Source organism: Pseudomonas sp. PsB (genome assembly GCF_043658375.1).
In the GTDB taxonomy this organism is placed as follows: Bacteria; Pseudomonadota; Gammaproteobacteria; order Pseudomonadales; family Pseudomonadaceae; genus Aquipseudomonas; species Aquipseudomonas putida_Z.
This window is the reverse complement of sequence record NZ_JBIGLU010000008.1, coordinates 167,912-179,849: the sequence shown is the minus strand read 5'-3', so window position 1 is coordinate 179,849 and position 11,938 is coordinate 167,912. Positions and strand designations below refer to the sequence as shown.

Genomic DNA, 11,938 nt, shown 5'->3' with positions numbered 1-11,938 from the left:
GCGTGTACAAGCTCGCCTTCTTCGTCCCCGCCAGCCACGTCGAAGTGGTCAAGGCCGCTGTGTTCGCCGCGGGTGGCGGGCGCATCGGCGACTATGACCACTGCGCCTGGCAGACGCTGGGCCAGGGCCAGTTCCGCCCGCTGGACGGCAGCCAGCCGTTCCTCGGGCAAACCGGCCAGGTCGAGGTGGTGGAGGAGTGGAAGGTGGAGCTGGTGGTGGCTGACGACCTGATTGCCCAGGTCGTCGCTGCACTCAAGCAGAGCCACCCGTACGAGACGCCAGCCTACGAAGTCTGGCGGCTCGCCGAGTTCTAGACCGCATCAAGGCTATTCGCGGGTAAACCCGCTCCCACAGGGATCGCACAACCCTCGGATATTGTGCGATCCCTGTGGGAGCGGGTTTACCCGCGAAGAGGCACTACAATCCAGCCACAATCTCCTTGCCCTGCCCAGGCCGCTTCAACCACCCACAAGCCAGCAACCCCACCTCGAACAGCACCCACATCGGCACCGCCAGCATCGTCTGCGAAAACACATCCGGCGGCGTCAGGATCATCCCCACCACAAAGCAGCCGACGATCACGTAGGGCCTGCTGCGTCGCAACGTAGCCACATCGGCCAACCCCACCCAGACCACGATAAACGTCGCTACCGGGATCTCGAACGCCAGCCCGAACGCCAGAAACAGCGCCAGGATAAAGTCCAGGTACTGGCTGATATCGGTCATCATCGCCACGCCCTCTGGTGTCACGCTGGCAAAGAAGCCGAACATCATCGGGAACACCAGGAAGAAGGCGAAGGCCATGCCGGCGTAGAACAGCACGATGCTCGACACCAGCAACGGCAGGGCAATGCGCCGTTCACGGCGGTACAGCCCCGGCGCCAGAAAGCCCCAGGCCTGCTGCAGCAGCAGCGGCATGGCGACGAACACTGCGCACATCGCGGTCAGCTTGAACGGTGTAAGGAACGGCGAAGTGACGCTGGTGGCGATCATGCTCGCACCTTCCGGCAAGAAGCGCCGCAGCGGTTCGGAGATCAGCGTGTACAGCGTCTGGGCGAAGGGGAACAGCCCGGCGAACACCAGCGCCACCAGCGCCAAGCAACGCACCAGGCGTTTGCGCAGGTCGCGCAGGTGTTCGGTCAGCGGCATGCTCGCCGCCGGGTCCATGGCAATGCTCATGAAAGGTTTTCCTTGGGGGGAGCGACCGTGGCCGCATCATTGGCCGGCTCCGCGTTCAGGCTGATGCCTTGGCGGATCTCCTGTTCCAGGCGCTGCAAAGGCGCACTGTCGAGAGTGGGTAGCTCGACAGCGGGCAGTTCGATCTCCCGCTCTACCTGCGTGCGCAGGGCGTGCATGGCCCTGCGTGCCTGGCCCAGGCCGCGCCCGAGGGTGCGTGCCGCCACCGGCAGGCGCTCCGGGCCTAAAACCAACAGCGCGACGATGCCGACCAGCAGCAACTCGCTGAAGCCTACCTCGAACATCAGGGCTGACGGTCCGCTTGAGGCTGTTGTGTGGCCTGGCCAGTCAGCGGTGCCTGTTGCTGCACCTGCGCCTGGCCAGGGGCGTTGGCGTCATTGTCGCCGCCCATGGACTTGCGAAAACCCTGGATCGCCTCGCCCATATCGCTGCCCAGGCCTTTGAGGCGCTTGGTACCAAACAGCAGGAATACGATCAGCAGTACGATCACCAGTTGCCAGATTCCAATGCCACCCATTGCGACCACTCCTGTAAGGTCATGAAAAGGAAAGACAATCCTGCCTCGCGCAGATGACGTACACATGACGAACGGTCACTGCCATCTACCTGCAACACCGGGCGTGTTGACTGGCGTCTTTATTCGGACAGAGGCAGGCAAGGATGGGTGGCAGGCAACAGCAGGGCGCGGCCCTGCTGATGGTGATGGTGGTGCTGGCGATGCTGGCGGCGGGCATGGCCTGGCTGGTGGAAGATGGCCGGCGCCAGGTCGATGATGTGCGCCTGTTGCACCAGCGGGTGCAGGCGCGGGCGATGGAGCAGGCCGGCCTGGCCTATGCCGAGCAGGCCCTGCGTGACCCCAGCTGGCGGCTTAGCCCGCTGTTCTGGCAGGCCTTGCGCGGGCAGCCGTTGAACTACGATTTTGGCGCCGGCCAGGCGCAGTTGCGGGTGCGCGATCAGCACACCTGTTTCAACGTCAATGCGCTGCTTGGCGCTGACGGCGAGCGTGCTGCGCGCCAGTTGCGTTACCTGCTGGGCGACGACATGGCTGCCGAGCGCCTGGTCGATGCCCTGGCCGACTGGCTGGATGCCGACAGCGATACCCGCCTGCAGGGCGCCGAGAGCGCCCAGTACCTGCGCCAGCAACCACCGCGCCTGGCGGCCAACCAGCCAATGCTCGATACCAGCGAGCTGAACCTGCTATTGGAACCGGATGCCAGCCGCCAAAGCCGTTACCCAATGCTGTGCGCCTTGCCGCAGACCAGCGGCTGGCGGCTGAATGCCAATGCCTTGGGGCTGGAGCATCTGCCGTTGCTGGAAGCGCTGTATGAAGGGCGTTATCCGCGCTCGTTGCTCAGCCGCATCATCAGCGGCCGGCCGGCGTCGGGGTATGTGGATGCAACTGCGCTACGCCAGGCCCTGGGGGCGGTGGATGACGAAACCTTCGAGCGCTTGAGCGAAGGGCTGCTGCTGAACAGCGGGTACTTCCTGTTGCAGCTGTCGTTCGCGGAGGAGGGGCGGGTGATACGCAGCGAGTTCCAGGTGGAGGCGCTGGGGGTGGTGCAATGGCATGCCCGGGTGCCGGCGCAGCAAGTGCGGGTGCGTAGCCGTGAGCCGACGGTGTGGTAGGGCTTGAGATTGCCGGGGCTGCTTTGCAGCCCATCGCGACACAAGGCCGCTCCTACAGGGGAATGCGATCCCTTCGAACGGTTGAGCGCAGCGAGTTCCAGGTGGAGGCGCTGGGGGGCAATGGCATGCCCGGGTGCCGGCGCAGCAAGTGCGGGTGCGTAGCCGCGAGCCGATGGTGTGGTAAGGCTTGAGATTGCCGGGGCTGCTTTGCAGCCCTATCGCGACACAAGGCCGCTCCTACAGGGGGAATGCGATCCCTTGTAGGAGCGGCCTTGTGTCGCGATAGGGCCGCAAAGCGGCCCCCGTGCACAGATCGATCAGGCGGTGCCGATCTCCCCGCCATCGATACGCTGGATCACCACCGTCGCAGCCCGCGGCCTTACCGTGGTACCTGTCGGGGTGGCATCGGTGGCCTTGTCGGTATACGGCCAGTTCTCCGGGTGCTGGATGTTGACGAACAGCGTCTTGTTGTCCGGGGTAAAGGTAATCCCGGTCACTTCGCAGCCATTCGGCCCGACGAAGAAGCGGCGCAGGTCCACCTGGTTCTGTGCGTTCACCGGCACCTGCTTGCCGCTGGCATCCACCAGGTTGGTGGGGATCACTGCCAGCAGCTGGTCGTTGGTGTAGTCGGTCACGGTGCTCTCGCCGTTGTCGGTCTCGAACCACAGCACGCCACGGCTATCGAAGCTCATGCCGTCCGGGCTGGCGAACTGGTTCAGTTCGGTCAGGCCGGAGCGGTTGATGTCGGCGGTGCCGGCGGCGTTGGCGCCGAACACGAAGATGTCCCAGGTGAAGCTCAGCTGGTCGTCGCTGTCGTGCCAGCGGATGATGTGGCCGTGACGGTTCGGGCCGCGCGGGTTGGCTGCATCGACCTTTTCCGGGGTGCGCGCGCTGTTGTTGGTCAGGGTCAGGTACACGTCGCCGTTGAGCGGGTTGACCGTGGTCCATTCCGGGCGGTCCATCGGCGTTGCGCCCACGGCATCGGCAGCACCGCGGGTGTTGAGGATGATGCCCGGCAGGTCGCCATACAGTGCGCCCAGGGTACTGCCGCCAGTGGTGGCGGTGCCTACGTCCAGCAGCAGCCATACACCGGTGCCGTCGGCATTGAAGCGGGCGACGTAGAGCTTGCCCTGGTCGAGGTACTTGGCGCCGGTGGCCAGGCGGTCGGCCGGGTTGGCGTCGGCGGCGTCCCACACTGCGGTGGACACCCACTTGTACAGGTACTCGTTGTTCGAGTCGTCACCCATGTACCACACCAGCGGCTTGCCGGCGACGGGCAGGCCCGGGGCGCAGCCTTCGTGGCGGAAGCGGCCCAGCGCCGTGCGCTTGGTGGCCAGGGTGTTGCTGTTGTACGGGTCGATTTCGACGATATAGCCGTAGGTGCTGGCTTCGTTGCGGTAGTCGTCGGTGGCGCTGGCGCCTTTGACGGTGACGTCGAAACGGGCGAATTCGTCGGCCACTTCGCTGCTGTCACCGGCCGCGGTTTCCCACTTGTATTGGCCGCTGGAGGTGCCCACGCCAATGCGGCGCTGGTCTTCGGGGCGGGTGCCCTTGTTGACGAAGATGCCTGGCCAGTTCTCTTCACAGGTCAGGTAGGTGCCCCACGGGGTATAGCCGTTGCCGCAGTTGTTGTTGGTACCGCGGCAGTGGGTGCCGGCGGTGGAGTACTTGGTCTTGACGTGCTCGGTACCCCGTAGCGGGCCGGTGATTTCCATGCGCGAGGCGGTAGTGAAGCGGCGGTTGAGCGGGTCGTTGTCGACCACCTGCCAGCGGCCGCCGATTTTCTGCAGGCGCACCACGCCGGCGCCGTGGGCGTTGATTTCCTTGCGCACTTCCTCGACCGGGCGCTTGCCGTTCACATCGGTGGTCGGGCCGGCAGGGTGCAGGGCGGCGGTGTCGATGTACTCGAAGTTGATCGCCAGCAGGCCGTCTTCGGAGCTGCCATTGATGGGGAAGAAGTGCATGCCGTCATGGTGCATGCCCATGGCGTTGGCCTGGTCGGTCGAGGTGTTGCTGCCGTCGGACTTCCACGGGTTGCCGTTGCTGTTGATCGGCGTGCCCCAGGGCGCCAGCACGTAGGCGCTGTAGCCGGCGGCAACCACGCAGGCGTCGGTGCGCGAGCCCGGGATGGACTGGAAGCCCAGTGCCAGTTTCGGCACTTCCGGCTCAGTCACGGGTGGCTCGGTGACCGGCGGCTCGGTGACCGGATCATCGTGATCGGAACCACCACCGTCGAAGCAGCCTGTCAGGCCGGTACCGGCAATCATGGCGATGGCGGCTCCCAGGCTGCCGCGCATCACGCTGCGGCGGCTCAGGTAGGCGTCCATGACGCTGGCCATCGGCAGGTTGCCGCTTTGGTTCCGGTCCAGGTTGTCGCCGGTATCTCGACTCATCAGGGTGTCCTTATGTTGGCTGAGTTAGAGGAAACCGCGACTTTAGTGCGCAAATATGATGATTCATTGGCAGAAATGTTAAGGGGGTTTTAAAACAACTTGCTCTTAGAAGTGTGCTGTACAGATCACTTTGGAATGGCTGTCGGATTTCTGCCATCAAACTGTAATGCCAACGCCGCAACATCCGGGGCCCTGAATGAACATGGATAAGGATGGCGGGTTCGATGGCAAGCAGTGTGCACAGGCGCGAAGTGATCGGCTGGATGGGTATCGGTGCTTTGGCTCCGTTGCTCGGCGCCTGCTCCGCCTTCCCTGGGCAGCAGGGCGGCAACGCCAGCCTCGACCTGCTGTATGTGGCCGATACCCTCGATGCCCGCCAGCCTGGCCAGGCGGTGGTGCCGGCCACCCGCCTGGGGCCGGTCAGCCACCTGGGCCGCGCCCCATGGATGACCGGCAGCAGTGCCAGCATCGCCTACCCGAAACTGGCGCCGCTGCTCGATGCCAGCCAGGCTGCATCTGCCCAGCTGGGCGGCTACGCGGTGCTGGCTGCGTTGCTCGAGCAGCTGCGCGGCGAGGCTGGGGCGGGCAACAGCCTGACCCTGGAAAACGGCCAGGGCTGGAATGGCAGTGGCCTGGCCTACCTGACCCAAGGCGAAAGCGGCCTGCAGGGCAGCCAGCTGCTGGGCAGCGAAGCGCGGGTCAGCAGCGACGAGCGCGTGCTGTGGCCACAGCGCAGCCCGGCGCTGTATCGCCAGGCTGGCGCCGTTACCCTGGGCGCCGGGCTGGCAGACACGCAACGCCTGGCGTTGGGCCTGGAAGCCTTGCACGTCTTCGAACGCGGCGGTGCACGTATTGCCGTGGTCGGCGTGACCGACCCCTACGCCCAGGACCAGAAAGCCTCCCTTAAACAGTGGTACCAGTCATTGCAGCCGGTGTTCGAACAAGCCCGGCGCGAGGCCGACCTGGTGGTGGCCATGGCCGATGTCGGTACCGGGCCGGGTCTGTGGCTGGCCGAGCGGGTGGCGCAGATCGACGTGCTGCTGTGTGCCCGCGGCCAGGACCTGTGGCCGGCGCCGGTCGAGGTGAGCCAGGCCAGCGGCCGCCGCGTGCCGGTGCTGTTCGCCGGTTGCCGGGGCAGCGGCGCCTTCCGCCTGCGCTGCCAACGCGTGGCCGGGCTGTGGCAGTTCGACGGGCGTTTCTTCCCGGCCTTTGAGCAACAGCTGGCACCCGTCGCGCAACAGCGTGTCGGGGCATTGCAGGCAGAATTGCGCCAGCAGCGCGCCGGCCACGCGGCCTGGCTCGATCAGCCGCTGGCCCGCGCGCCCCAGGCGCTGTGGCGCCGCGATACCCGAGGCGGCAGCTGGGACCGCCTGCTGCATCAGGCCCTGGCCGACGACAGCAGCATGCCGGTGCTGCTGCCGGGCCTGCGTTACGACTACCCGCTGCCCGCCGGGGCGGCCATTACCCGCGAACACCTGATCAGCCTCACCGGTGGCTACCCGGCACCGGTGGTCGAAGCGCCGGCCCGGCAGGTCGAGCAAGTGTTGGAAAACGCTGCGGAGCAACTGTTCGGCGACCCGCTGCTGCTGGACAACAGCCAGGACCTGCCGCGCTGGCAGGGCCAGGCCTGGCGTGTCAGCTACAGCCCGCAAGGCAAGCGCATCAGTGGCCTGGAACCGGTGCAGGGCCTGTGCCGCACCTTTGGCCTGCAATTCGAAACCCAGGCCGGCGAGCCGCTGTGGCAACGGGTCGAAGCCTGGCTCGCCCGCCAGGCGAGCGACTGGCAACTTGCGCCGCTGCAACTGCCCGAAGTGCGCTACGTGCAGGGGCACCCGGGCTGGCACCCAAGGCAACTGGCCTCGTGATGCTCGCCTCGCGCCTGCTGACTGGCGCTGGCCTGACCCTGGCCGGCTGGCTGGCCGCCCAGTGCGTGCTGCAACTGGGCCGCCAGCCGCAACCGGCCACTGCGCCCGCCGCGCCCGCCAAGCCGCTGCCTGGCTTGATGGTCGGCCAATGGCAGGTACCCGTCGACGACGGCGCCATCGCCATCACCCGTCTGCCATTGCAATACCTGGGTGGCCTCAAGGCCCAGCCGCTGGCCTCCAGTGTGGTGGTGCTGCGCTATGGCGAGCAGGTGCGCACCTTGGCCCGCGGCCAGCGCCTGGCACCAGGGATCGTGCTGCAGGACATCGACAGCGATGGCCTGATTTTCAACAACCAGGGGCGGCGTGAACGCCTGCCCTGGCCGCCACGCTCCGCCGTGACCGGCTTCAAGCGGCAAGGATGAACGATGCCTGTTAGATATTGCGTGGCGGCCGCGCTGAGCCTGGCCCTGTCCATGGCCTGTGCTGAAGAGCCGGTGTTCGACGACAACGGCACGCCCATGTACGAGGTGAACTTCGTCGACACCGAACTGGGCGAGTTCATCGACAGCGTGTCGCGCATAACCGGCACCACCTTCATCGTCGACCCCCGGGTCAAGGGCAAGGTCACCGTGCGCACCGTCGACCTGCACGACGCCGATGCCATCTACGACATCTTCCTGGCCCAGCTGCGCGCCCAGGGCTACGCCACTGTCGACCTGCCCAACGGCAGCGTGAAGATCGTTCCCGACCAGGCCGCTCGCCTGGAGCCGGTGCCGGTGGAGGCGGGAGGGCAGCAGGGGGAAGGCAGCGACAGCGTGGCCACGCGGGTATTCAATGTGCGCAACGCCGCCAGCGAGCAGGTGCTGGGCATTCTCAAACCCCTGATCGACCCACGGGTCGGTGTGATCACACCTTATCCGGCGGCGCACCAGTTGGTAGTTACCGACTGGCGCAGCAACCTGGAACGTATCGCCAGCTTGCTGCGCCAGCTCGACCGCCCCCAGGACGCACCAGGCAGCGGCAGTACCCAGGTCATCTACCTGCGCCATGCCAATGCGGGCGAAGTGGTCAAGGTGTTGCGCGGGCTCAGCCAGGAAGGCATGGCGCCCTCTGAAGGTGCGGGCGAAGCAGAGGGCAAGGACAGGCCCGTAGTGCCTGTCGCCGGAGGCTCGGGCATCCGCCTGGAATACGAAGAAGGCACCAACGCCGTGGTCATGGTCGGCCCCGACAGCGAGCTGGCCGCCTACCGCGCCATCGTCGAGCAGTTGGACATCCGCCGTGCCCAGGTAGTGGTGGAAGCGATCATCGCCGAGGTGTCCGACAGCAGCGCCCAGGAACTGGGCGTGCAGTGGCTGTTCGCTGACGAGAAGTTCGGTGCCGGTATCGTCAATTTCGGCAGCAACGGGGTAAACATCGCCAGCATCGCCGGGGCCGCTGCCAGTGGCGACAACGAGGCCCTTGGCGACCTGCTGTCCAGCACCACCGGCGCCATGGCGGGTATCGGCCATTTCGGCGGCGGCTTCAACTTCGCCATGCTGGTCAACGCGCTGAAGGGCAAGAGCGGCTTCAACCTGCTGTCCACGCCCACCCTGCTGACCCTGGACAACGCCGAGGCGTCGATCCTGGTCGGCCAGGAAGTGCCCTTCGTCACAGGATCGGTGACGCAGAACAATGCCAACCCGTACCAGACCATCGAGCGCAAGGAAGTCGGGGTGAAGCTGCGCATCAAGCCGCAGATCAACGTCGACAACAGCGTGCGCCTGGACATCGTCCAGGAAGTGTCGTCGATTGCCGACACTACGGCTGCCAGCGACGTGATCACCAACAAGCGCGAGATCAAGACCAAGGTCATGGTCGAGGACAACGGCCTGGTGATCCTCGGCGGCCTGATCAGCGACGAACTGAGCACCAGCGACCAGCGCGTGCCGCTGCTTGGCGATATCCCTTACCTGGGCCGGCTGTTCCGCTCCGACGCCACCAAGAACACCAAGCAGAACCTGATGGTGTTCATCCGCCCGCGCATCCTGCGTGACGGGCCGAGCCTGGCCGGGCTCAGCGAAGACAAGTACCGCACCTTGCAGCAGACCACACCGCTGCAGTTGCCCGACCTTGCGGATGCGCAAGACGCTACGCCGTTGTTGCAGGTGTTCCCCTCCAGCCGTGCACGGCTGGAAGGCGGTGACTGGTGATGCTGCCTTATCGCCAGGCACGGCAGAGCGGGGTGGCCATGGCCCCTGCGGAGCAGGGCTGGCAGCTATGGTTGCGGCACGACGCCGACAGCGCCCAATTGCAGGAGCTGCTGCGCGTGCACGGCCAGCCCAGCCTGCTCGAATACCTGGAGCCTGCACTGTTCGACGAACGCCTCGGCCAGCTGTACCAGGCCGGCGATGCTGCCACCGAGGCGCTGATCGAAGGCATCGGCGACCAGGTCGACCTGGACAGCCTGATGAGCGAAATGCCGCGCATCGAGGACCTGCTGGAAAGCGACGACGAAGCCCCGGTGATCCGCCTGATCAACGGCCTGTTCGGCCAGGCCCTGCGCCTGCGCGCTTCGGACATTCATATAGAAACCTTCGAGCAGAGCCTGGTGGTGCGCCTGCGGGTCGATGGCCACCTGCGCGAAGTGTTGCGCCCACCGCGTGCGCTGTCGGCCATGCTGGTGTCGCGGATCAAGGTCATGGCCCGTCTGGACATCGCCGAAAAGCGCCAGCCCCAGGATGGCCGTATCACCCTGCGTGCGGCGGGGCGCGAAGTGGATGTGCGGGTCTCGACACTGCCCGGCATCCACGGTGAACGGGTGGTGATGCGCGTGCTCGACAAGCAGGCCAGCCTGCTGGCGCTGGGCAACCTGGGCATGCCGGCGGCGGTGTTGCAGGGCCTGCGCAGTTGCCTGGCACGGCCCAACGGCATCGTGCTGTCCACGGGGCCGACCGGTTCGGGCAAGACCACTACCCTGTATGCCAGCCTCAACAGCCTCAACGACGGCAGCCGCAACATCCTCACTGTCGAGGACCCGGTGGAATACGCTATCGCCGGCATCGGCCAGACCGCTATCAACCCGCGTGCCGGGCTGACCTTTGCCAGCGGCCTGCGCGCCATCCTGCGCCAGGACCCGGACGTGATCATGCTCGGCGAAATCCGTGACCAGGAGACCGCGCAGATCGCCGTGCAAGCCAGCCTCACCGGCCACCTGGTGTTGTCCACGCTGCACACCAACAGTGCGGTGGGCGCGGTGACCCGCCTGCGCGACATGGGCATCGAACCGTTCCTGATCGCCTCGTGCCTGCGCGGCGTACTGGCCCAGCGCCTGGTGCGGCGCTTGTGCAGTTGCGCCGTCGCGCACCCGCTGCAGCCGGCGGAACGCGACCTGTGGCCCGAGCTGGCGGCGCTGGGCAGCAGCTACCACGCGGTGGGCTGCGAGCAATGCCAGGGCAGCGGGTATGTCGGGCGCCTGGGCCTGTATGAATTCATCGAGCTGGATGCCGGGCTGATCGGCCTGTTGTACGACGGCGCCAGTGAACTGGCCATGCAGGACTACCTGGCCGAGCGCCGGCAGAGCCTGGTGGCGATGGCCAGCGACTGCCTGGCCCGTGGCGAGACCAGCCTGGCCGAAGTACTACGCGTGGTGCAGGGCTGAGCCATGCCGACCTATCGCTACCAGGCCGTCGACCTCGCCGGCAAGACCCACAAGGCCAGCTTGCAGGCCGACAGCGAACGCCACGCCCGCCAGTTGTTGCGTGAGCAGGGCCTGTTTGCCCGCCGCTTGCAGCGTCACGAAGCCGGCACCCGGCAACCCCGGCGCCAGCGCCTGAGCCGCGCCCAGCTGTGCGAACTGACTCGTCAGCTGGCCACCCTGACCGGTGCCGGCATCCCTCTGGTCGACGCCCTGGCAACCCTGGAACGGCAACTGCGCCAGCCCGCCCTGCACAGTGTGCTGGTGGCCTTGCGCGGCTCGTTGGCCGAAGGCCTGGGCCTGGCCCGCAGCCTGGCGCGTCAGGGGGCGCCGTTTGCCGGCCTGTACTGCGCGCTGGTCGAGGCCGGCGAGCGGTCCGGGCGCCTGGCCCAGGTGCTGACCCGCCTTGCCGACCACCTGGAGCAGGTACAACGACAACAGCACAAGGCACGTACCGCGCTGATCTACCCCACCGTGTTGATGGGAGTGTCGCTTGCCGTGGTGGTAGGCCTGATGACCTTCGTCGTACCCAAGCTCACCGAACAATTCGCCCATGCCGGGCAGAGCCTGCCGCTCATTACATCGCTGCTGATCGGCCTGAGCCAAGGGCTGGTGCAGGCCGGGCCCTGGCTTTTGGGGCTGGCCCTGTTGCTCGGCGCGCTCGGCGGCTGGTTGCTGCGCAAGCCGCACTGGTGCCTGCGCCGCGACCAGCTGCTGCTACGCCTGCCACATATCGGCAGCCTGCTTCAGGTGCTGGAAAGCGCGCGCCTGGCACGCAGCCTGGCAATCCTCAGCGGCAGCGGCGTGGCCCTGCTCGAAGCCCTGCAAGTGGCCACCGAAACCGTCGGCAACCGGCGTATCCGCCTGGCCATGGAGCAGGTGCGCCAGCAGGTGCAGGGCGGCACCAGCCTGCATCGCGCACTGGATGCCAGCCAGCAGTTCCCGCCGCTGCTGGTGAACATGGTCGGCAGCGGCGAGGCCAGCGGCACTTTGGCCGACATGCTCGAGCGCGTGGCCGACGACCAGGAGCGCGGCTTCGCCCGCCAGGTCGATACCGCCATGGCGCTGTTCGAACCCCTGATGATCCTGGTGATGGGCGCCGTGGTGCTGTTCATCGTGCTGGCGGTGCTGTTGCCGATCATGCAACTCAACCAGGGCCTGCAACTGTGACGACAAGGAGTACT

11 protein-coding genes are annotated in these 11,938 nt (G+C 66.5%); 7 read left to right on the top strand and 4 right to left on the bottom strand.

Features of this window, described 5'->3' with window-relative positions; all coding sequences use genetic code 11:
* The first annotated feature begins 2 nt into the window (after positions 1 to 2).
* The gene (locus ACGLHT_RS13290; RefSeq protein WP_015269114.1) at positions 3 to 314 is read left to right on the top strand and encodes a hypothetical protein; all 312 of its coding nucleotides are present in this window, start codon (positions 3 to 5) and stop codon (positions 312 to 314) included.
* 103 nt (positions 315 to 417) lie between these two features.
* Here ACGLHT_RS13290 and tatC read toward each other — a convergent pair whose 3' ends face one another.
* Genes tatC through tatA form a run of 3 tightly spaced genes read right to left on the bottom strand, consistent with a single transcriptional unit; the run spans position 418 to position 1,714 of the window.
* Positions 418 to 1,179, bottom strand: coding sequence for a twin-arginine translocase subunit TatC (tatC, locus tag ACGLHT_RS13285; protein ID WP_274119704.1), 762 nt, complete (start codon positions 1,177 to 1,179; stop codon positions 418 to 420).
* Positions 1,176 to 1,481 carry a Sec-independent protein translocase protein TatB gene (gene tatB, locus ACGLHT_RS13280; RefSeq protein WP_025337891.1) on the bottom strand — a complete coding sequence of 102 codons (306 nt, stop codon included), beginning with the start codon at positions 1,479 to 1,481 and terminating at the stop codon, positions 1,176 to 1,178. Before tatB ends, tatC begins: the two co-directional genes overlap by 4 nt.
* Positions 1,481 to 1,714 (bottom strand): twin-arginine translocase TatA/TatE family subunit, encoded by a 234-nt coding sequence (gene tatA, locus ACGLHT_RS13275; protein ID WP_274119703.1) that lies wholly within the window; start codon positions 1,712 to 1,714, stop codon positions 1,481 to 1,483. The genes tatB and tatA overlap by 1 nt, the downstream gene beginning before the upstream one ends.
* Positions 1,715 to 1,857: 143 nt before the next feature.
* Here tatA and gspK point away from each other — a divergent pair, with 143 nt between their 5' ends.
* Entirely contained in the window at positions 1,858 to 2,823 is a 966-nt protein-coding gene (gspK, locus tag ACGLHT_RS13270; protein ID WP_274119702.1) for a type II secretion system minor pseudopilin GspK, read from the top strand.
* 317 nt (positions 2,824 to 3,140) lie between these two features.
* Here gspK and ACGLHT_RS13265 read toward each other — a convergent pair whose 3' ends face one another.
* Entirely contained in the window at positions 3,141 to 5,216 is a 2,076-nt protein-coding gene (locus ACGLHT_RS13265) for a PhoX family phosphatase (protein WP_137163094.1), read from the bottom strand.
* A gap of 224 nt (positions 5,217 to 5,440) precedes the next feature.
* Here ACGLHT_RS13265 and ACGLHT_RS13260 point away from each other — a divergent pair, with 224 nt between their 5' ends.
* Genes ACGLHT_RS13260 through gspF form a run of 5 tightly spaced genes read left to right on the top strand, consistent with a single transcriptional unit; the run spans position 5,441 to position 11,924 of the window.
* Positions 5,441 to 7,081, top strand: coding sequence for a lipoprotein UxpA (locus ACGLHT_RS13260; RefSeq protein ID WP_274119701.1), 1,641 nt, complete (start codon positions 5,441 to 5,443; stop codon positions 7,079 to 7,081).
* Complete coding sequence (locus ACGLHT_RS13255) at positions 7,078 to 7,503, top strand: pilus assembly protein PilZ (protein WP_170978813.1); 426 nt, start codon at positions 7,078 to 7,080, stop codon at positions 7,501 to 7,503. The genes ACGLHT_RS13260 and ACGLHT_RS13255 overlap by 4 nt, the downstream gene beginning before the upstream one ends.
* A 3-nt stretch (positions 7,504 to 7,506) precedes the next feature.
* Positions 7,507 to 9,270, top strand: a complete 1,764-nt coding sequence (gspD, locus tag ACGLHT_RS13250; protein ID WP_075043924.1) for a type II secretion system secretin GspD — start codon at positions 7,507 to 7,509, stop codon at positions 9,268 to 9,270.
* A complete protein-coding gene (locus tag ACGLHT_RS13245; protein WP_085691727.1) occupies positions 9,270 to 10,718 on the top strand; it encodes a GspE/PulE family protein in 1,449 nt (482 codons plus the stop codon). Before gspD ends, ACGLHT_RS13245 begins: the two co-directional genes overlap by 1 nt.
* Positions 10,719 to 10,721: 3 nt before the next feature.
* Positions 10,722 to 11,924 (top strand): type II secretion system inner membrane protein GspF, encoded by a 1,203-nt coding sequence (gene gspF, locus ACGLHT_RS13240; RefSeq protein ID WP_274119700.1) that lies wholly within the window; start codon positions 10,722 to 10,724, stop codon positions 11,922 to 11,924.
* Positions 11,925 to 11,938: the final 14 nt, after the last annotated feature.

What these genes read in the sequence shown, in the direction of transcription:
- tatC (WP_274119704.1), bottom strand. Translation starts at nt 1,179, where the DNA reads ATGAGCATTGCCATGGACCCGGCGGCGAGCATGCCGCTGACCGAACAC.
- tatB (WP_025337891.1), bottom strand. Translation starts at nt 1,481, where the DNA reads ATGTTCGAGGTAGGCTTCAGCGAGTTGCTGCTGGTCGGCATCGTCGCG.
- tatA (WP_274119703.1), bottom strand. Translation starts at nt 1,714, where the DNA reads ATGGGTGGCATTGGAATCTGGCAACTGGTGATCGTACTGCTGATCGTA.
- gspK (WP_274119702.1), top strand. Translation starts at nt 1,858, where the DNA reads ATGGGTGGCAGGCAACAGCAGGGCGCGGCCCTGCTGATGGTGATGGTG.
- ACGLHT_RS13265 (WP_137163094.1), bottom strand. Translation starts at nt 5,216, where the DNA reads ATGAGTCGAGATACCGGCGACAACCTGGACCGGAACCAAAGCGGCAAC.
- ACGLHT_RS13260 (WP_274119701.1), top strand. Translation starts at nt 5,441, where the DNA reads ATGGCAAGCAGTGTGCACAGGCGCGAAGTGATCGGCTGGATGGGTATC.
- gspD (WP_075043924.1), top strand. Translation starts at nt 7,507, where the DNA reads ATGCCTGTTAGATATTGCGTGGCGGCCGCGCTGAGCCTGGCCCTGTCC.
- ACGLHT_RS13245 (WP_085691727.1), top strand. Translation starts at nt 9,270, where the DNA reads ATGCTGCCTTATCGCCAGGCACGGCAGAGCGGGGTGGCCATGGCCCCT.
- gspF (WP_274119700.1), top strand. Translation starts at nt 10,722, where the DNA reads ATGCCGACCTATCGCTACCAGGCCGTCGACCTCGCCGGCAAGACCCAC.